Raw genomic sequence first — 20,389 nt, 5'->3', positions numbered from 1 at the left:
CAGCAGATTGCAGCGCAGTGACATCACCCACGAACCAGAACCTTGCGCAGCGCTTCGAGGAAGCGGCTGTTTTCCGCCGGCAGACCGATGGTCACCCGCAGATGGTTCGGCATGCCGTAGTTGGCCACCGGACGCACGATCACGCCTTCGCGCAGCAGGCCCTGGAACACCGGAGCCGCCACCTGACCGAGGTCGACGCAGATAAAGTTGCCCTTGGACGGAATCCAGCTCAGGCCCAGCTCGCGGAAACCCGCTTCCAGCTGTTGCATGCCGGACTCGTTGAGCTGACGGCTCTGCGCCAGATATTCCTCGTCCTTCAGCGCCGCACACGCCGCAGCCAAGGCCAGGCTGTTGACGTTGAACGGCTGGCGTACGCGATTCAGCACATCCGCCACCACTGGCGTGGACAAACCGTAGCCAACCCGCAGCGCCGCCAGACCATAGGCCTTGGAGAAGGTGCGCGAGACCAGCAGGTTCGGGTAAGCCGCGAGGAAATCCAGACCATCCGGCAGATCGCTGCCTTCGGCGTATTCGATGTAAGCCTCGTCCAGCACCACCAGCACGTGCTCCGGCACGTCCTGCAGGAACTCGTCCAGCGCCTCGGCGCCGAACCAGGTACCGGTCGGGTTGTTCGGGTTGGCGATGAACACGACGCGGGTGTTGGCGTCGATGGCCGCCAGCATCGCTGGCAGGTCATGCCCCCAATCCTTGGCCGGAACGACCTTGGCCTGAGCCCCGACTGCCTGGGTCGCGATCGGGTAGACCGCGAACGCGTGCTCGCTGAACACGGCATTCAGGCCCGGCGCCAAGTAGGCACGCGCCACCAGCTCGAGAATGTCATTGGAACCGTTGCCCAGGGTGACCTGGTTCAGCTCGACACGGCACTGCTCGGCCAGCAGGGATTTCAGCGCAAAACCGTTACCGTCCGGATAACGGGTCAGCTCATCCAGCGCTTCGCGGATCGCGGCCAGCGCCTTCGGGCTGGCGCCCAGCGGGTTTTCGTTGCTCGCCAGTTTGACGATGCTCGCCGGATCCAGATCCAGTTCGCGAGCCAGTTCGTCCACGGGCTTGCCCGGAACGTATGGCGAAAGTTGTTGCACGCCCGGCTGTGCCAGAGCGAGGAAGTTGCCACTCATTGCTACCACCCCTTAAAGAACTGCTTTCGGGTAGGAACCCAGCACCTTGAGTGCTACTGCTTCCTGACTGATCTTTTCCAGCACACCTTTGATCAGCGGATCACGGTGATGGCCGACGAAGTCGATGAAGAACACGTAGGTCCATTTACCGCTGCGCGACGGACGGGTTTCGATCCGGGTCAGGTCGATCCCGTTGTCATGGAACGGCACCAGCAGCTCATGGAGCGCGCCGGGCTTGTTGCTCATGGACACAATAATCGATGTCTTGTCGTCGCCGGTCGGCGGCACTTCCTGGTTACCGATCATCAGGAAGCGCGTGGAGTTGTCCGGACGATCCTCGATCTTCTCGGCCAGACGGGTCAGGCCGTACAGCCCCGCCGCCATGTCACCGGCGATCGCTGCCGAATTCCACTCACCCTTGACCCGCTTGGCCGCTTCGGCGTTGCTGGACACCGCCACGCGCTCGACATTCGGATAATGGGCGTCCAGCCACTTGCGGCACTGGGCCAGCGACTGGGCGTGGGAATAGATGCGGCTGATGCTGTCGGTCTTGGTGTTTTCACCAACCAGCAGATGGTGGTGAATCCGCAGCTCGACTTCGCCACAGATGACCATGTCGTGCTCGAGGAAGCTGTCGAGGGTGTGGTTGACCGCACCTTCGGTGGAGTTCTCCACCGGCACCACGCCAAAATTCACCGCACCGGCCGCCACTTCGCGGAACACTTCGTCGATCGCTGCCATCGGCTTGCTGATCACCGCGTGACCGAAGTGCTTCATGGCCGCCGCTTGGGTGAAGGTGCCTTCCGGACCGAGGTAGGCTACTTTCAGCGGGTTCTCGAGGGCGAGGCACGAGGACATGATTTCGCGGAACAGCCGCGCCATCTCTTCATTACCCAGCGGCCCCTTGTTGCGCTCCATCACACGCTTGAGGACCTGCGCCTCACGCTCCGGACGATAGAACACCGGCTGCTCGCCTTCGGCCAGACTGGCCATCTTGACCCGTGCAACCTCTTCGGCACAGCGTGCACGATCGCTGATCAGCTGGAGGATCTTCTCATCGAGGTTGTCGATGCGAACGCGCAGCGCCTTGAGCTCCTGCTCGGACATCAGGAATGCTCCTTCTCGAATTCAGCCATGTAACCAACCAGAGCCTCAACCGCATCCAGACCCAGGGCGTTGTAGATCGAGGCACGCATGCCGCCGACCGAACGATGGCCCTTGAGGTTGAGCAGGCCGCGGGCGTCGGCGCCGGCCAGGAACGCCTTGTCCAGACGCTCGTCAGCCAGGCGGAACGGCACGTTCATCCAGGAGCGGGCGTTGATGCTGATCGGGTTGGTGTAGAAATCGCTGTTGTCGATGAAGCCGTACAGGCGATCTTTCTTCGCCTTGTTGCGCTGCTCCATCGCGGCGACGCCGCCCTGCTCCTTCAGCCACTCGAAGACGAGGCCCGAGAGGTACCAGGAATAGGTGGCCGGCGTGTTGTACATCGAACCGTTGTCAGCCGAGACCTTGTAGTCGAGCATGGTCGGGCACGAACTGCGGGCGCGGCCCAGCAGGTCCTCACGGACGATCACCACCACCAGACCGCTCGGGCCGATGTTCTTCTGCGCACCGGCGTAGATCAGACCGTACTGCGACACATCGATCGGGCGCGAGAGGATATCGGAGGACATGTCGACCACCAGCGGAACGTCACCGGCCTCGGGAACCCAGTCAAACTGCAGGCCACCGATGGTTTCGTTGGACGCATAGTGCAGATAGGCCGCACCCGGGGTCAGCTTCCACTCGTTCTGACCAGGAATGGCCAGGTAGTCATAAGGCTTGGCGCTGGCGGCAACGTTGATGTTGCCGAAGCGACGCGCTTCCTCGATGGCTTTCTTCGACCAGATGCCGGTTTCGACATAGTCGGCAGTGCCGTTCTCGGGCAGCAGGTTCAGCGGAATCTCGGCGAACTGCTGGCTCGCGCCGCCCTGCAGGAACAGCACTTTGTAATTGGAGGGGATGGACAGCAGGTCGCGCAGGTCCTGTTCGGCTTTCTCGGCAATGGCCACGTAGTCATCACTACGATGGCTCATTTCCATGACCGACAGACCCTTGCCGTGCCAGTCGAGCAGCTCGGACTGGGCACGCAACAGGACAGCTTCAGGCAGCGCAGCGGGACCTGCGCAGAAGTTAAAGGCTCGTTTGCTCACATCCACTCTCGCTATGCAATCACGGTAGCGGACAGAGCAAACACTCTGCCCTGCTACGGTTTGGTTAGTCTTGCGACTCTTCTTCGTCTGCGGCGTCCGCCTGCAGGTTGTCGACTGCATCGTCCGGTTCGGCGCCGATCACGCCTTCTTCCAGCTCGACACCTTCTTCACCCTCAAACTCTTCACCCTCGACTTCCGAAGGCTCCTGGACCCGCTCCAGACCGACCAGGGTTTCATCCTTGGCCAGCTTGATCAGGGTCACGCCCTGGGTGTTACGACCCAGACTGGAGACTTCGTCGACACGGGTACGCACCAGCGTGCCCTGGTCGGAAATCAGCATGATCTCTTCACCATCCTGCACCTGAACCGCGCCGACCAGACGGCCGTTACGTTCGTTGCTGACCATGGCGATAACGCCCTGACCGCCACGCTTGTATTCAGGGAACTCGGTGATCGCCGTGCGCTTGCCGTAGCCGCGCTCGGAAGCCGTCAGGATCTCGCTGCCTTCTTCCGGGATCAGCATGGAAATCAGCTTCTGCCCTTCTGGCAGACGCATGCCACGCACACCGCGAGCGGTACGACCCATGGCGCGGACTTCGGATTCCTTGAAGCGCGTCACCTTGCCGCCGTCGGAGAACAGCATGATTTCCTGCTCGCCATCGGTGATGGCAGCGGAGATCAGGATGTCGCCTTCGTCCAGCTCCAGCGCGATCAGACCGACGCTGCGCTGACGACTGAAGGCCACCAGCGGGGTCTTCTTGACGGTACCGTTGGCGGTCGACATGAAGATGAACGGTGCCTTCTTGCGGTCGGCAGCCTTGATACGTGCCTTGCGCTCTTCTTCGGTTTCGTTGCTGTTTTCGATTTCTTCTACATCAGCCTCGGCGCCTTCGGCTTCTTCTTCATCAGCCTGACGCTTCATGGCTTCGAGATCGACCGGCAGCATGGTGGTGATGTATTCACCGTCATCCAGCGGCAGCAGGTTGACCAGCGGACGACCACGGGCGGCGCGGGACGCTTCCGGAATCTCGTAGGTCTTGAGCCAGTACACCTTGCCCTTGCTGGAGAAAAGCAACAACGTGGTATGGCTGTTGGCAACCAGCAGGTGAGCGATGTAGTCCTCATCCTTCACGCCGGTAGCCGATTTGCCTTTACCGCCACGACGCTGAGCCTGGTACGCAGCCAGTGGCTGGGTCTTGGCATAGCCGCCGTGGGAGATGGTCACGACGCGCTCTTCTTCCGGGATCATGTCACCCAGGGTCAGGTCGAGGCGTGCATCGAGGATCTCGGTGCGGCGCACGTCGCCGTATTCGGCGCGGATCACTTCCAGTTCTTCGCGGATCACTTCCATCAGGCGCACGGCGCTGTTGAGGATGCGGATCAGCTCGCCGATCTGGTTGAGGATCTCTTGATACTCGGCCAGCAGCTTTTCGTGTTCCAGGCCGGTCAGGCGGTGCAGACGCAGTTCTAGAATGGCTTGCGCCTGTTCCGGCGACAGGAAGTACTTGCCTTCACGCAGACCGTATTGCGGATCGAGGTTTTCCGGACGGCACGAATCGGCACCGGCACGCTCGACCATCGCGACCACCGCCGAGGACTCCCACGGCGTGCTGACCAGCGCTTCCTTGGCTTCCGACGGCGTCGGCGAAGCCTTGATCAGCGCGATCACCGGGTCGATGTTCGACAGGGCTACCGCCTGACCTTCGAGGATGTGGCCACGCTCACGAGCCTTGCGCAGTTCGAACACCGTGCGGCGGGTAACGACTTCGCGACGGTGACGGACGAAGGCTTCCAGCAGATCCTTGAGGTTCAGGATGCGTGGACGACCGTCGATCAGCGCAACGATGTTGATGCCGAATACCGATTGCAGCTGGGTCTGGGCGTAGAGGTTGTTGAGGATCACCTCAGGCACTTCGCCGCGACGCAGCTCGATCACGACGCGCATACCGTCCTTGTCGGACTCGTCGCGCAGTTCGGTGATGCCTTCGAGTTTCTTCTCTTTTACCAGCTCGGCGATCTTCTCGATCAGACGCGCCTTGTTCAGCTGGTAAGGCAGCTCGGTGATGACGATCTGCTGACGGCCACCGACCTTGTCGATGTCTTCGATGATCGAACGGGCGCGCATGTAAATGCGGCCACGGCCGGTGCGGTAGGCTTCGATGATGCCGGCGCGACCGTTGATGATCGCGGCGGTCGGGAAGTCCGGACCGGGAATGTATTGCATCAGCTCATCGACGGTCAGCTCGGGATTGTCGATGAGGGCCAGGCAACCGTCGATGACTTCACCGAGGTTGTGCGGCGGAATGTTGGTCGCCATGCCCACGGCGATACCACTGGAACCGTTGACCAGCAGGTTCGGAACGCGGGTCGGCATGACCGCCGGGATCAGTTCGGTGCCGTCGTAGTTCGGCACCCAGTCCACGGTTTCCTTGTGCAGGTCGGCCAGCAGCTCGTGCGCCAGCTTGGTCATGCGCACTTCGGTGTATCGCATGGCCGCGGCGTTGTCGCCGTCCACCGAACCGAAGTTGCCCTGACCGTCCACCAGCAGATAACGCAGCGAGAATGGCTGCGCCATACGAACGATGGTGTCGTACACCGCGGTATCACCGTGCGGGTGATACTTACCGATCACGTCACCGACAACACGGGCAGATTTCTTGTACGGCTTGTTGAAGTCGTTGCCCAGCTCGCTCATCGCGAACAGCACGCGACGGTGCACGGGCTTCAAGCCATCGCGCGCATCCGGCAGTGCACGGCCGACGATCACGCTCATCGCGTAATCGAGATAGGACTGTTTCAGCTCGTCTTCGATATTGACCGGGAGGATTTCTTTGGCCAGTTCGCCCATGAGAAGCCTGATTCCTTTTTCTGGTGAAACTTCGCCATATCCATAGGGGACGCACGAAGCTCGTCGATGCAGGCTGAGTGCCATGCGCCGACTTACGACAAATCAACAAGTTGACCCTGGATTTGCGCAGTGAAGACAACCCCGTGGGACTGCCTCGGAAAACGCCGGATGTTATCACAAGAGCCGCCACGCACCTATCCCCCAGATGCGCATGGAGCATAGTTAGATGACCGATGACAGGCTTAACGGGGACGAGAGAGGCTCAGAGCTTCTCCGAATGCAAATTTCGAGACGAAATTGCGGATGTTTATTGACTTTCAGGGCCTCATCGCTGGCAAGCCAGCTCCCACAGAGGCCATGCATGGCACAAAACCTGTGGGAACCAGACTGCTGGCGATAGCCATTTAGCGGGCGCTGAACACCTTTAATGCAGGCGCTTGCGGCACATCAACTGGGCCATTTTCGCGGTGTCCGGGCGCTCGACGATGCCCTTTTCGGTGACGATCGCATCGATCAGGTCCGCCGGCGTCACGTCAAATACCGGGTTGAACGCTTCGACATCCGCCCCGACGCGCTTGCCGCCGACTTCCAGCAACTCGGCGCCGTCGCGCTCCTCGATCGGAATGTCATCACCGCTGGCCAGATTCATGTCGATGGTCGAACTCGGTGCCACCACCATGAAACGCACGCCGTGGTGCATGGCGTTGACCGCCAGTTGATAGGTGCCGATCTTGTTCGCCACGTCGCCGTTGGCGGTGATCCGGTCGGCGCCGACGATCACCCAGGTCACGCCCTTGGTTTTCATGATGTGCGCGGCGGCGGAGTCGGCATTGAGCGTTACCGGAATGCCTTCGTTGGCCAGCTCCCACGCGGTCAGGCGCGAACCCTGCAGCCACGGCCTGGTTTCGTCGGCATAGACACGCTCGACCATACCCTCGATGAACGCCGCGCGGATCACCCCGAGCGCCGTGCCGAAACCGCCGGTGGCCAGGGCGCCGGTATTGCAGTGGGTCAGGATCGCCTGAGCATTGCCCTGATGTTTGCGGATCAGGTCGACGCCGAGCTGAGCCATGGTCAGGTTGGCTTCACGATCGCTTTCATGAATGGCGATGGCTTCGGCTTCGAGCGCCGCCAGCGGATCGGCGTTGTCCTTCAGGCGATCCAGCCGGTCATGCATGCGGTTCAACGCCCAGAACAGGTTGACCGCGGTCGGCCGGGAATCGGCCAACAGCATGAAATCCTCTTCCAGCGCCGCATACCAGTCGCCACCCTCGGCAATCCGGGTACGGGCCGCCAGCACGATGCCGTACGCAGCACTGATGCCGATCGCCGGCGCACCGCGCACCACCATCGAGCGAATCGCTTCGGCCACGCCGGCGGCGCTGGTGTAGGCGATCCAGTTTTCCTCGAATGGCAAAACGCGCTGATCCAGCAGGTGGAGCGCGCCATCACGCCAATCGATGGCCTTCACTTTCTCCGCAGCCAACAGTCGATCGCGCATCCCTCACCCCGCACTCATGAACAAAAGCCGCCGATTATAGCGATCCCCCCGCGAAGACGCTCGGGTATACTTCGCCATCCTTTACAAAAGCACTGGAACCGACCCTCGATGCCGAAACCTGCCATTGCGCTCGACTTATTATTGCTGCCGACCTGGCTGGTACCCGTCGAACCCGCAGGCGTTGTGCTCAAGGAGCATGGCCTGGGCATCCGCGACGGTCGCATCGTGTTCATCGGCCCGCGCGCCGAAGCCTTGAAGTGTAACGCCGCCGAAGTCCGCGAATTGCCGGACGTACTGCTCAGCCCCGGCCTGATCAACGCTCATGGCCATGCCGCCATGACCCTGTTCCGCGGCCTCGCTGACGATCTGCCGTTGATGACCTGGCTGGAAAACCATATCTGGCCCGCCGAAGGCAAATGGGTCGATGAAGATTTCGTGCGTGACGGCACTGACCTGGCCATCGCCGAGCAGATAAAAGGTGGCATCACCTGTTTCTCGGACATGTATTTCTTCCCGAAGGTTGCCAGTGAGCGCGTGCACAACAGCGGAATCCGTGCGCAGATCGCCATTCCGATCCTCGATTTCCCGATTCCGGGCGCTGCCAGCGCCGATGAAGCCATTCGTCAGGGCGTCGAACTGTTCGGCGATCTGAAGCATCACGAACGTATCAAGATTACCTTTGGCCCTCACGCACCCTACACCGTCGGCGATGAGAACCTGGAAAAAATCCGCGTGATCGCCGAAGAGCTGGACGCCTCGATTCACATGCACGTCCACGAAACCGCTTTCGAAGTGCAACAGGCCGTTGAACAGCGCGGCGAACGCCCGCTGGCCCGCCTCGGCCGACTTGGCCTGCTCGGGCCGCGCTTCCAGGCCGTGCACATGACCCAGATCAGCGATGACGACCTGGCGTTGCTGGTAGAAAGCAACACCAATGTGATCCATTGCCCGGAGTCGAACCTGAAACTGGCCAGCGGCTTCTGCCCGGTCGAGCGCCTGTGGCAGGCCGGGGTCAACGTCGCGGTCGGCACCGATGGCGCGGCGAGCAACAATGATCTGGACCTGCTGGGCGAAACCCGCACGGCTGCACTGTTGGCCAAGGCTGTTGCTGGCTCGGCCACCGCGCTGGACGCCCATCGGGCGCTGCGCATGGCCACGCTGAACGGCGCGCGGGCCTTGGGGATCGAAGCCGAGACCGGCTCCCTGGAACTCGGCAAGGCCGCGGACATTGTCGCGTTCGATCTGTCCGGCCTGGCACAGCAACCGGTCTATGACCCGGTCTCGCAACTTATTTACGCCACCGGCCGGGACTGTGTGAAACACCTGTGGGTCGCCGGCAAGCAATTACTCGACGACCGGCGCCTGACGCGCCTGGACGAACAGCAGCTGGGCGAAACCGCCCGGGCCTGGGGCCGTCGCATCAGCGGCCACACCGAATCGTAAACACCCCGGGGCAAACTCCGGGGCTACAGCCTTTTTCAAGTTTTAGAGGATTGAATCATGAGCAACGTCGACCACGCCGAAATCGCCAAATTCGAAGCACTGGCCCATCGCTGGTGGGACCGCGAAAGCGAGTTCAAACCACTGCACGACATCAACCCGCTGCGGGTCAACTGGATTGACGAGCGCGTCAACCTGGCTGGCAAGAAAGTCCTCGACGTCGGTTGCGGCGGCGGCATCCTCAGCGAAGCCATGGCCCAGCGCGGCGCGACCGTGACCGGTATCGACATGGGCGAAGCGCCGCTGGCGGTCGCGCAACTGCATCAGCTGGAATCCGGCGTGAACGTCGAATACCGGCAGATCACCGCCGAAGCCCTGGCTGAAGAAATGCCCGAGCAGTTCGACGTCGTCACCTGCCTGGAAATGCTCGAGCACGTACCGGATCCGTCCTCGGTGATCCGCGCCTGCTTCCGCATGGTCAAACCCGGCGGTCAGGTGTTCTTCTCCACCATCAACCGCAACCCGAAGGCGTATTTGTTCGCCATCGTCGGCGCCGAATACATCATGAAGCTACTGCCGCGCGGCACCCACGACTTCAAGAAATTCATTCGCCCATCCGAGCTGGGTGCGTGGAGCCGCATGGCCGGCCTCACCGTCAAGGACATCATCGGCCTGACCTACAACCCGCTGACCAAGCACTACAAGCTGGCGGCGGACGTTGACGTCAACTACATGATCCAGACCCTGCGCGAGGAGTAAGCCGATGGCCATCAGAGCAGTCCTTTTCGACATGGACGGCACGCTGCTCGACACCGCGCCGGATTTCATCGCCATTTGCCAGGCGATGCGCGCGGATCGCGGTTTGCCGCCGATGAACGACAAGCACATCCGCGACGAAATCTCCGGCGGCGCCAAGGCCATGGTCGCAGTGACGTTTTCGATGGATCCGGAATCACCGGGCTTCGAGGAGTTACGCCTTGAGTTCCTCGAGCGCTACCTCGCCGGCTGCGCCGTGCACAGCAAGCTGTTCGACGGCATGGGCGAAGTGCTGGCCGACATCGAAAAAGCCAATCTGGTCTGGGGTGTGGTCACCAACAAGCCATTGCGCTTCGCCGAACCGATCATGCAGCAACTGGGGCTGGCCGAGCGCTCGGCCCTGCTGATCTGCCCGGATCACGTGAAGAACAGCAAGCCGGATCCCGAGATGCTGATCCTCGCCTGCAAGATGCTTGATCTGGATCCATCGAGCGTTCTGTTTATCGGCGATGATCTGCGCGATATCGAATCCGGCCGTGACGCGGGCACCAGGACTGCCGCCGTGACCTATGGCTACATTCACCCGGACGACAACCCGCGGCACTGGGGCGCGGACGTGGTGGTGGATCATCCGCTGGAGTTGCGCAAGGTGCTGGATAACGCACTCTGCAGTTGCTGAATCGTGTCCACTGCATTCCCATGCCGGTCGTGGGAGCGATCAGAAGTTAATGGATTAGAGGTTTTATATGTTTGATTACTCCGCTCGCCCCGAATTGCTCAAGGATCGGGTCATTCTGGTCACCGGTGCCGGTCGCGGCATCGGTGCGGCGGCCGCCAAGACCTACGCGGCCCACGGTGCGACCGTGTTGCTGCTGGGCAAGACCGAAGCCAACCTGACCCAGGTCTACGACGAGATCGAAGCGGCCGGGCATCCGCAGCCGGCGGTGATCCCGTTCAACCTCGAAACCGCCCTGCCCCATCAATACGATGAGCTGGCGGCGATGATCGAGACCGAGTTCGGCCACCTCGACGGTCTGCTGCACAACGCCTCGATCATCGGCCCGCGTACGCCGATCGAACAGCTGTCCGGTGAAAACTTCATGCGCGTCATGCAGGTCAACGTCAACGCGATGTTCATGCTGACCAGCACCCTGTTGCCGCTGCTCAAGCTCTCGCAGGACGCCTCGGTGGTGTTCACCTCCAGCAGCGTCGGGCGCAAGGGCCGCGCGTACTGGGGTGCCTATGGCGTGTCCAAGTTCGCCACCGAAGGGCTGATGCAAACCCTGGCCGACGAAGTCGAAAACGTCGCCCCGGTGCGCTCCAACAGCATCAACCCGGGCGCCACCCGCACCAGCATGCGCGCTCAGGCTTACCCGGGCGAAAACCCGCTGAACAACCCGACTCCGGAAGAGATCATGCCGGTCTATCTGTACCTGATGGGCCCGGACAGCACGGGTATCAACGGCCAGGCATTCAACGCTCAGTAGTGCCATACGTCGCATTTGTTGCCGCGGCGGATTCCCGTCGCGGCAGGCATTTGCCGCTTTGCGCAGGCCTGTTTCAGTCAAATAACCACCACCTCTTTCCTCACACAAAACTCAAGCCTTTGATTCGCAACGGTTTTAATAAAACCTGAACTGAATGGCACGACTTTCGCTCTACATTCCCTGAAAGCACGCCGAGTGAAGGCAGTCGGGCAAGGCCTGATTCGATAGCTGACTAATCGTCATCGGGCAGACTAAACTTACGCCAAATGTCCTACGGGACTGATGGATCAGTATGACGCGCAGCCCATAGCCGCTCTCACCCAGCCTGTAAGACAGACTTACTGCTTAGGGGCTCACGCCATATGAAATCACCCTCCCAGACCACTGCAATTGACTTCGACAGTGCCAAATTGCAACGCCTGGGCTTTGGTCAGTTGCCTCCGCTTCTGGAGCGACCTGTCAGCCTGGCGCAATTGCGCCAGCAAATGAGCCTGCAACTGCAAACCAGCCTTGAGCCCCAACGTATCCTGGGTCTGTTCTTCCGCGAAGTTCAGCGTCTGGTGCCGCTCGATGCCTTGAGCTATGTGCACAGCGGCAGTGACTTGCGCCTGGAATTCGGTGCCCGTGGTCATCATTCCGCCAGCTACAGCCTCAGCCACGACGGCGAGCACATGGGCGAACTGGTGTTTCGCCGCAACCAGCGTTTCAGCGAACAGGAACTGGGCAATCTGGAGTCACTCCTGTCGTCCCTGCTGTACCCGATGCGCAATGCACTGCTCTATCGTGTCGCGACGCAAACCGCGCTGCGCGATCCATTGACCGGCGCCGGCAACCGCATCGCCATGGAGCAGACCCTGCAGCGGGAAATCGAGATGTCGCGTCGACACCTGCAACCGTTGTCGCTGCTGATGCTGGACATCGACCATTTCAAACAGGTCAACGACAGCCATGGACACACGGCCGGCGATGAAGTGCTCAAAGCCGTCGCGGCATCGATCAAGGATCAGTTGCGCAACGTCGACATGGTATTTCGCTATGGCGGGGAAGAGTTCCTGATCCTGCTGTCCAACACCAGCCGCGAAGCCGCCGCAATGGTTGGCGAACGCCTGCGCTATGCAGCACAAGCCCAGGACTACTACGCCGATGGCCAGTTGATCGAACTGACCGTGAGCCTCGGTTGTTCGACCCTGCTGCCGGGCGAATCCGCTGACAGCCTGCTGCGCCGCGCCGACAGCGCGCTGTACGTCGCCAAGCGCGAGGGACGCAATCGCCTGACAATGGCCGGCTGAACCTTATCAGGCCAATAAAAAACGGGAGCACACAGGCTCCCGTTTTTTTATGGATGTCGCCGAAACTAGCTCTCGACCAGCGCCCGTCGCTCGCGCCCGACCAGCACCCGCTCCGTCAACTCCAGCTGCATGCAGCGCTCGAGGAACAGGTACATGTAGTCATAGCTCTTGCACACGGCCTGGCGCAGTTCCACCTGCAAGGCCCGACTCGGGTTCATCCCGGCCAGGGTGCAGATGATTTCCAGCGCTTCCCACGGGTGGGCATCATCGTACTGGGCGTGCATCTTCAGCCACTTCATGGCCCGCTTGCGGTCTTCTTCAGGGAAAGCGGCGGCGTACACACCGGTCGAACAGACCAGCGCCGACCACTCCCCGGTCGCGCCCTCGATCGCATAGTTGGTGGCGGCAATGGCCACGATCAGCGAATCCGCCGAACTGGTGTGCCAGCACCAGTGACTCAGGGCATGCAATTCCGGCGGCACTTGCTGGGCCTGCAGGTCTTCCAGGCTCACGCCGTGGGCCCGACTCCAGTTCACCCAGTAATCAGCATGGTTGAGTTCGACGCGGATGTTGCGCATCAGCCAACGCCGCGCCATGTCTTCACCCGGGTGACGGGCGAACTTGGTCTTGGTGAGATTCTGCGCCATGTACAACGCGAACTGCTCAACGACGGGCCAGCCCCCGATCAGGTACTGGCGCATGGTCTTGGCGCTGAGCTTGTTATCACGCATGCGCAGGTAAAGTTCATGTTCGACAACCCGGCGTTTGCTCTCGCTGCAATCCTGAATCAACTGTTGTGCCCAGGCAGGATAACTTGCAGCTTCCATGAGTGGTCCGGTTCGGTTGAATGTGTCGATCACTGTTCGGCTCCTTTTGATTTGTGATTGTAAGGATCGGCGAGAGACTTCAACGGAACGTGCCAGGCGCCTTGAACAACAGCGGCTGCGGTCTGGCGGGCCGACTTTGCAAACTGTCACAGGTAAACAATTGCGGGCGTTCGATGACATAACCCTGAGCGTAATCCACGCCGATTTCAAGCAATGCCTGCTCGATCTGGGCTGTTTCGACAAACTCGGCAATTGTCTGCTTACCCATGACATGCCCGATGTGGTTGATCACTTCGACCATAGCGCGGTTAATCGGGTCGTCCAGCATATCCTTTACGAAACTCCCGTCGATCTTCAGGAAGTCTACAGGCAAATGTTTCAAATAAGCGAATGAAGACATTCCGGCGCAAAAGTCGTCCAGCGAGAAGTAACAACCCAAGCCTTTGAGTTCATTAATAAATCGGATTGCACTGCCAAGATTTGCAATGGCACTGGTTTCTGTAATTTCAAAACAAATCATTTCAGGAGGAACGGAATAGTTATCAAACTGTTCTCGCAGAAAGTGCAAGAACGCGTCATCTCCGATAGTAATGCCTGAAAGATTAATCGCACACATTGCCAGAGGCCGTTCGCACTCTTCGTTAATACATTGAGCAATTACCTTAAATACATTCTGCACAACCCAACGATCGAGTGACGTCATCAAACCGTAACGCTCGGCCGCCGGTATGAAACTGTCCGGCAGAATCATCCGACCCGCCTCGTCATGCAGGCGCAACAGAATTTCAATGTGCCCGCCCGCGCCGCCGGCAACCGAACCCAACGGGGCGATTTCCTGGGCATAGAGACAGAAGCGGTTTTCCTCCAGGGCCATGTGCAGGCGCTGTACCCAGGCCATCTCACCGAAACGCAGGGACAGTTCCGAGTCGTCGGCATGGTAGACCTGCACCCGGTTGCGGCCCTTTTCCTTGGCCATGTAGCAGGCCATGTCGGCCGCCCGCAGCGAGGCTTCAAGGGTGGTTGGCGTTTGCGCGACATGCACCAGACCAATGCTGACGGTGGTCAGGAACGGCCGCCCCTTCCAGACGAAATGCAGGTTCTGCACCGTCTGACGCAACCCCTCGGCGATCTTCTCGGCCGCCTCCGGTGCGCAGTTCTCCAGCAGGATGCCGAACTCGTCGCCGCCCAGCCGCGCCAGCGTGTCGCCCTCGCGCAGGCCTGATTGCAGCAACGCACAGATATGCCGCAGCAACTCATCGCCCGCCGCATGCCCGCAGGTGTCATTAACCAGTTTGAACTGATCGAGATCGAGGAACATCAGCGCATGTCGCCCGGGCTGCCGGGTCAGATTATGCAAGGCCTGCTCGAGGCGATACTCGAACTCGCGGCGGTTGGCCAGGCCGGTCAACGCATCGTGAGTGGCCTGCCATGAAAGATTGGCGATGTATTGCCGCTCCTGCGTCATGTCGTGCAACACCAGCACCCTCCCGCTGACCTTGCCCGCATTGCGGATCGGCGCGCCGACCAGAGTCACCGAAACGGTGCTGCCGTCCAGTCGCTGGATCAGCTTCGAGTGTTCGCTGCCGCCGGTGAGCTGGCCACTGAGAATGTGCTCGATCAGGGTCAGCCCTTCGGTCTGGGCATTGTCATCCAGCAAATTGAACAACGCCGCCAGCGGCAGACCGGCAGCCTGCTCGGCCTTCCAGTGTGTCAACGCCTCGGCGGCCGGGTTCATGTAGTCGATCGCACCGCTCACATCGGTGGTGATTACCCCATCGCCAATCGAATGCAGCGTGACATGCGCGCGATCCTTTTCCAGTTGCAGTGCTTCGGCGAAGGCATGCCGCTGCTTGAGCAGTTTGCGGGTGCGCAGCAGCGCCAGCACGATCAGGCCCAGCGCGGTGGCGAGGTTGGTGAACAGCAGCAGGCGCAGAATCACCCGTGACCCCTCACCAAGCGCATCACTGAAAGCCTTGGCGGCAGGCGTCACGCCATCGTTGATCGCAAAGATCCGGTCTTTCCAGCGCCGGATATCGGCATCAGTGGCGGCATTGGCGGTGATGCGTCGGTGCATCTCCTGCGCCACGTCATCGAGCTCCACCAGGTAGGCATCGCCCAGCGTCCAGCGGTCGATGGCGGTTTCCAGATAACTGAAGTGACGGAAATTCAGGTACAGCCAGATCAGGCTGGAGACATCGTCCGGGTGGTTGCCGCCCTTGAGGATGCCCTCGCGCGCCGCTTGCAGGTCGGGCGGTTGCTTGTCCAGTGCCAGGCGCAACTGATGGCCGCCCTGAGGCACGGCGATTGCGTTCTGGTATTTGAGATAAATCGCCTCGTCTCGGCTGTCGGCATACAGATTGAGGTAATAGATCGCGTCTTTCTGACCCTTGGACCAGAGGCTCTCGCCCGCGACATAGCCGCGAACGGCCGACAGGACGTAAAGGCTCACGCCCCCCAGCAAGGCTTGAAACAACACGACGGCGATAAATGGCCAGACGATGCCCAGCAACCGAGGCGTTCCGAGAGTCCGCTTTTGTTTCATTGGATTCCTTGCGTGGTCACTGCCTGATCGTCCGTCTCTATCAGACCAACCTCCAAAGACTAGGAGGCGTTCGAGGTTCCGGCAAGCGGCGGATCAGCCCTGATTCAGTACAAACGCAGGGTTATATATATGTAACGCCATACAAGTTGCTGACGGCGTTTTATTGGCACTCCAGTTCCCCCCTCTCAGGGCAGGAAATCGTTCTCGCGGAGTGCAGCATGACATCGACCCCTCTCGCTACAACCGACACACCGGACACCCAGGAGTTTCGTGCCAGACAGGCATTGGGACTTGATCAGGGCCCCGACATCGAAGACCTGGTTCCCACGCCCGACACACGGGACCAGAAACACTACAAGGCACTTAAACGCGCATCGCCTCAGCTTGCGCTGTCCATGCCCATACAAATGTACATGGCAAAAATCACCGATAACCGTATCGTCGACACCGTAACGAGCGTTATGAGCGGCCAGTCCACGTTGATAAAGCATCTGGGCGCAGACGTCCTTTCGAGCGCGTCCGTCGAGCAACTGCGCGCGACACCGTCGGTATGGCTGCAGAAAATACTCGACTCGACCCAAGCAACGGCACTGACCGAGCAGCTGTTGAAACAACTCAAGTGGTACGGTGCAAACCCCGGCGAACAGACTCCAGCGTCCATCCGCTACCAACTCTTGTGTAAAGCCATCCGCCTCTATGTGCGTGCGCCTTCGGTCGATCACCCACACGCACTCGAAGGCTTCAGTTGGCAAGACCCGGCACACTGGGGCAAAAGCTACCAGACCCTGCGCAGTGCTTTCGAACAGCACCTGCTGAAAGCTCGGCGCGCTGCCGATAGCAAAGAAGCAATAGTGCTGGCCCATGTGCTGTACACCCGCGAGGCAAAAGATTTCACCGTGGGCGACATCCCGTCCGATCTTCACTACAAGAGCTCGGTGGTGTGGGTCAATTTCATGCATGGCGTATTGCTGGCTGACGAACTTGGCCTTGATCGATTGCAGCCGCTTTCTTTTCAACAGCTCGTCAATCTGCCTCTGGAGCGCAGCACGAACGCTTCAACCGAGGAATTTGAAAAAATTGCGCGACTGAGACTGAGCCCGGCACTCGACTGGGCAGTCTGCATGGGCATCGTTCAGTCACGAGAAGCATCCGACTACACCGATGAGGAAATCAAACGAGCAATGGCGGCGCTGGAAAGCCATAGTGAAAGCCTGAACAAGGCCGTGCAATCACTGGAACTACGCCCGCCGGACAGATTGCAGATGGCCAAGCGAATGAAAGACGATGCCTTGGGTAGTCATGTACTGGAGACGGACGGACGCAAACTCCTGCGGGACGATCCGCCGGCCGCTCTGGGTTTCAGAGACATGCCGTCACTGAAACTGGAAGGGTACGGGTTTCTGGATCTCTATGCCGACGGACAGCTCGATGATGGAAAGCGATGGTTTTTCACCGAGCCAGATGGAAAAACGCGAACCCTCGAAACGTTCCGAATGGACAAAGATCGGTACTTTTACTCGGAACGCAAAGTACACGACATCTATAGGCCGATGTTTACCGACGGGATCGTTCGCAACCTTTCCGGCAAACCGCTGCCGGATGTCAATGCGGAGTTTGCATCGGCGTTCGACAAGCACCTGACCACCATCAGATCTGCGTACAAGACCTTGATTCTCAGTCTGCTGGTATCCCTGCCGCTGGCTGACCGCCGGACGCTGGAACATGGTGATGTAGAGGTGCTGGGCCTGCGTGCAAAAACAAGACCGGGCATTCATACAGAACCTCTGGCGAGAAAAGGTTTCGTACTGAAGGTGCTACTGGAGGGCCAGTTCAGCTATTACGAGGTCATCCCGAGCGCAGGTTTCATTCGTCAGAGAACCGGACTGAGGTTTTCGACCATGAATGGAGTGTTCACCGAGTTTCCGTTGCACGCGGTCATCCCCGGACAAACCTTTTCAAGCAAGGACAGCATGTCGCTACTGCTTGACTGGGATGCTCATGCCAAAGGTTCCATCCCCGCCGCTCGGCATTACTACATAGGATTTCTCGATGTCGTGGCCCGAGTATCGCGGGGCTCGGCCGTTAAAGACGCAGCGGGAACAGGGCTGGAATCCTCCCGACTGATTGCACTGGCAGACCACATCGCCACGCATTTTCTTTACGTCGATGAACAGCATCTGCGCATTCAGGCCCGCGGCGTGACGACCTTCGATACCATCCGGGCAAAAATCGAGAACCGGCTTGCAGTGTTCGAGGCGATCGTTAAGAGCTTTATACCGTTCTGGGGCAGCATTGATGATCTCTCCTCGGAGGGAACCGGGAACAAAGTCATGGGCGGTCTGGGATTACTGCTCGATCTGGCGTCCTTCATCTTCCCTGTGGGCAAGTTCATCTCGGGTTCGGTACGACTGGCCCGGGCCGGCGCCAGCGTCACAGGCATGGTGGTCAAAGCCAGCCTGCCATCTTTCTCAACCCTGTCGCGCAAGTTGATAACCTCCACACTGAAAAACCTCAACCCGCTGGATGGCATCCCGACACTGGCAAAGTCACTTGCACTCGGCACCGGCAAAGGGTTGCTTGCCGCAGGCCGGCTGGGTCTCGGGGGCATCCGTCGACTGACCGGGCAGGTCGACAACTACCGTCTGATTCACAACCTGCCACAGGCCATGGACCCCGGCCACTGGAAACCACTGACCCAGGGCGATCAACTGGCGAGCATCAATGGCGTAGACGACATCCTCGTACGCAACACCAGTCCAACAGACCTGAGCCGATTCCACCTTGTTGATCCTGCCACGTCTTTGCCCTATGGCCCGCGCCTGAGCAACAACCCTGGTCACCTGATCCACGGCCAATCCACCTTCAAAACCTTGCCACCCTCTGAATCCCACGTGCTCGCCGAACTCCCGGAAAGCGCCCACATTCGTGAAGTGCTGGAGGTCGATGGTCGAACCACGCTATTGATTGATGACATCCCTTATCGACTGAATGGCGATCAATTGCGTCGCGCCGACCTGATCGATGAAACGTCGATGTTCAAATCCATACCTTGCCGGGCGCGACGAGCACCGGGCAGCGATGTATGCAAAACGAGTTATGTCACCCGGACTCCAGCGCCGACGCCTCCCCCGAACAGTCAAGACACAAGCAAGGGATGGGCGCCGTGGTTCGGCGATACCATTTACACACCGGCCATCTCATCTCAGCCATTACTGACAAGCGCCATCAAGACCTACAAGCAACTCAATGCATCATTGGAGTTTCAAAAGGGAATCTATGCGCGCATCAAGGTTCGCCTGCCCTACGATCGCTCAAAAAGGTTCGATACTCTTGAAGTCGGAGCGATCATCGTTCCCGCGAAAGATGACTCGAAACACTATGTATTCACCCGCCTCAACGCCGGGGATTTTTACGTCGCCGAACGCTTGCCCGGACAGACTCTTTCCGATCCTCTGGTTTTACGCAAGGCACAAACCCTGCCTGTAGAACTGGCGGAGGAACTGAAGACGGTTTATACCGGGTCGCTCAATGCCAACAACACGGCACGGATCCACACGGTTACAGAGGTCGAGCGCGCCCTGAAAACCATGGATGAGATCGCTATTCCACTCGGCACGACCGCTAATCCGTCTGCTGGCATGAAATGGCTGAAGGTGGACACCAGCCCCGGTGAAGCACTGATGTTCGACCATTCGACGCGAATGATCGTAGCAAAGCGCGCCGAAGGTGCCACCACGTGGGCACGAAGCAAGGACGCTCCAGAGGCTTTGCGGCAGCGAACGGCGGAAATTTTCGACACCCTGTTTCTGTCACCGGCGATCAAGCCACCCGTTGCCAACGTGTCGCTGCGCATCGAAGACACAATGCAAAGACTGCAAAACCTGCTGAGCCGATTCGACCGTACAGACAATGCCCGAAACATTGCCTATGTCGAGGTCATCAACGCTAAGGGCGCACGCGAAATTTACGTGAGTGTTTCTGGCGCTAATGGCACAACCAAACACCTGCCCATCTTTCGCCACTTGGGTACCAGCCACGTAAAAATCGGCGACACCACGTACATCAACGTCGATTACAACCTGACTGTCGGCAAGACGAACCTGGAGTTGACCGACAAAGGGCGCCTGACTGCTGTGCCACTGACCATCAAGGACATCGACACCTACACACCAGCACTGGCAGCACGACCGACCTCACTGGACAGTGAAAGCAAATTGATTCGTGTGATACGTGATAAGTACCCTGATCCACTAGAGCTGAGATCGGTTGACATCGCTACCACGATGCCACCCTGCGGGTCTTGCTCACTGGTCATGAAGGAGTTCGGTCACAGAGGCGAAGCAGACGCACTGCAGGTTCTCTGGAAATGAC

At 59.6% G+C, this 20,389-nt stretch carries 13 protein-coding genes; 6 read left to right on the top strand and 7 right to left on the bottom strand.

The window, feature by feature from the left end:
* Positions 1-23: 23 nt before the first annotated feature.
* The 5 genes from hisC to mtnA form a co-directional block, all read right to left on the bottom strand.
* Positions 24-1,136, bottom strand: a complete 1,113-nt coding sequence (hisC, locus tag AC1RMX_RS23020; protein WP_493073095.1) for a histidinol-phosphate transaminase — start codon at positions 1,134-1,136, stop codon at positions 24-26.
* Between the two features lie 12 nt (positions 1,137-1,148).
* Positions 1,149-2,243, bottom strand: coding sequence for a prephenate dehydratase (pheA, locus tag AC1RMX_RS23015; protein WP_007950913.1), 1,095 nt, complete (start codon positions 2,241-2,243; stop codon positions 1,149-1,151).
* Complete coding sequence (gene serC, locus AC1RMX_RS23010) at positions 2,243-3,328, bottom strand: 3-phosphoserine/phosphohydroxythreonine transaminase (RefSeq protein ID WP_096821019.1); 1,086 nt, start codon at positions 3,326-3,328, stop codon at positions 2,243-2,245. The genes pheA and serC overlap by 1 nt, the downstream gene beginning before the upstream one ends.
* A 64-nt stretch (positions 3,329-3,392) precedes the next feature.
* Positions 3,393-6,176 carry a DNA gyrase subunit A gene (gyrA, locus tag AC1RMX_RS23005; protein ID WP_096821018.1) on the bottom strand — a complete coding sequence of 928 codons (2,784 nt, stop codon included), beginning with the start codon at positions 6,174-6,176 and terminating at the stop codon, positions 3,393-3,395.
* A 424-nt stretch (positions 6,177-6,600) separates the two neighbouring features.
* Positions 6,601-7,677 (bottom strand): S-methyl-5-thioribose-1-phosphate isomerase, encoded by a 1,077-nt coding sequence (gene mtnA, locus AC1RMX_RS23000; protein WP_096821017.1) that lies wholly within the window; start codon positions 7,675-7,677, stop codon positions 6,601-6,603.
* Positions 7,678-7,785: 108 nt separating this feature from the next.
* Here mtnA and AC1RMX_RS22995 point away from each other — a divergent pair, with 108 nt between their 5' ends.
* From AC1RMX_RS22995 to AC1RMX_RS22975, 5 genes are all read left to right on the top strand, one after another.
* Complete coding sequence (locus tag AC1RMX_RS22995; RefSeq protein WP_102620488.1) at positions 7,786-9,120, top strand: TRZ/ATZ family hydrolase; 1,335 nt, start codon at positions 7,786-7,788, stop codon at positions 9,118-9,120.
* Positions 9,121-9,177: 57 nt separating this feature from the next.
* Positions 9,178-9,876 (top strand): bifunctional 2-polyprenyl-6-hydroxyphenol methylase/3-demethylubiquinol 3-O-methyltransferase UbiG, encoded by a 699-nt coding sequence (gene ubiG, locus AC1RMX_RS22990; RefSeq protein ID WP_007950906.1) that lies wholly within the window; start codon positions 9,178-9,180, stop codon positions 9,874-9,876.
* A gap of 4 nt (positions 9,877-9,880) precedes the next feature.
* A complete protein-coding gene (gene mupP, locus AC1RMX_RS22985) occupies positions 9,881-10,552 on the top strand; it encodes an N-acetylmuramic acid 6-phosphate phosphatase MupP (protein WP_096821015.1) in 672 nt (223 codons plus the stop codon).
* A 67-nt stretch (positions 10,553-10,619) separates the two neighbouring features.
* Positions 10,620-11,360, top strand: a complete 741-nt coding sequence (locus AC1RMX_RS22980; protein WP_007950904.1) for a YciK family oxidoreductase — start codon at positions 10,620-10,622, stop codon at positions 11,358-11,360.
* A gap of 362 nt (positions 11,361-11,722) precedes the next feature.
* Positions 11,723-12,649 carry a GGDEF domain-containing protein gene (locus tag AC1RMX_RS22975; RefSeq protein ID WP_096821014.1) on the top strand — a complete coding sequence of 309 codons (927 nt, stop codon included), beginning with the start codon at positions 11,723-11,725 and terminating at the stop codon, positions 12,647-12,649.
* Positions 12,650-12,714: 65 nt separating this feature from the next.
* Here the strand turns inward: AC1RMX_RS22975 and AC1RMX_RS22970 are convergent, their stop codons facing one another.
* Positions 12,715-13,476, bottom strand: coding sequence for an iron-containing redox enzyme family protein (locus AC1RMX_RS22970; RefSeq protein ID WP_493073093.1), 762 nt, complete (start codon positions 13,474-13,476; stop codon positions 12,715-12,717).
* Between the two features lie 79 nt (positions 13,477-13,555).
* Entirely contained in the window at positions 13,556-16,018 is a 2,463-nt protein-coding gene (locus AC1RMX_RS22965; RefSeq protein WP_493073092.1) for an EAL domain-containing protein, read from the bottom strand.
* Positions 16,019-16,236: 218 nt separating this feature from the next.
* Here AC1RMX_RS22965 and AC1RMX_RS22960 point away from each other — a divergent pair, with 218 nt between their 5' ends.
* Entirely contained in the window at positions 16,237-20,388 is a 4,152-nt protein-coding gene (locus AC1RMX_RS22960; RefSeq protein WP_493073090.1) for a hypothetical protein, read from the top strand.
* The last annotated feature ends 1 nt before the right edge of the window (position 20,389 follow it).

This window comes from Pseudomonas sp. GW822-FHT03F04 (assembly GCF_058801405.1).
The sequence above is the reverse complement of the archived record's forward strand: the minus strand, read 5'-3'. Positions and strand labels throughout refer to the sequence as shown.

What these genes read in the sequence shown, in the direction of transcription:
- pheA (WP_007950913.1), bottom strand. Translation starts at nt 2,243, where the DNA reads ATGTCCGAGCAGGAGCTCAAGGCGCTGCGCGTTCGCATCGACAACCTC.
- mtnA (WP_096821017.1), bottom strand. Translation starts at nt 7,677, where the DNA reads ATGCGCGATCGACTGTTGGCTGCGGAGAAAGTGAAGGCCATCGATTGG.
- gyrA (WP_096821018.1), bottom strand. Translation starts at nt 6,176, where the DNA reads ATGGGCGAACTGGCCAAAGAAATCCTCCCGGTCAATATCGAAGACGAG.
- ubiG (WP_007950906.1), top strand. Translation starts at nt 9,178, where the DNA reads ATGAGCAACGTCGACCACGCCGAAATCGCCAAATTCGAAGCACTGGCC.
- AC1RMX_RS22970 (WP_493073093.1), bottom strand. Translation starts at nt 13,476, where the DNA reads ATGGAAGCTGCAAGTTATCCTGCCTGGGCACAACAGTTGATTCAGGAT.
- AC1RMX_RS22975 (WP_096821014.1), top strand. Translation starts at nt 11,723, where the DNA reads ATGAAATCACCCTCCCAGACCACTGCAATTGACTTCGACAGTGCCAAA.
- hisC (WP_493073095.1), bottom strand. Translation starts at nt 1,136, where the DNA reads ATGAGTGGCAACTTCCTCGCTCTGGCACAGCCGGGCGTGCAACAACTT.
- AC1RMX_RS22980 (WP_007950904.1), top strand. Translation starts at nt 10,620, where the DNA reads ATGTTTGATTACTCCGCTCGCCCCGAATTGCTCAAGGATCGGGTCATT.
- mupP (WP_096821015.1), top strand. Translation starts at nt 9,881, where the DNA reads ATGGCCATCAGAGCAGTCCTTTTCGACATGGACGGCACGCTGCTCGAC.
- AC1RMX_RS22995 (WP_102620488.1), top strand. Translation starts at nt 7,786, where the DNA reads ATGCCGAAACCTGCCATTGCGCTCGACTTATTATTGCTGCCGACCTGG.
- AC1RMX_RS22960 (WP_493073090.1), top strand. Translation starts at nt 16,237, where the DNA reads ATGACATCGACCCCTCTCGCTACAACCGACACACCGGACACCCAGGAG.
- AC1RMX_RS22965 (WP_493073092.1), bottom strand. Translation starts at nt 16,018, where the DNA reads ATGAAACAAAAGCGGACTCTCGGAACGCCTCGGTTGCTGGGCATCGTC.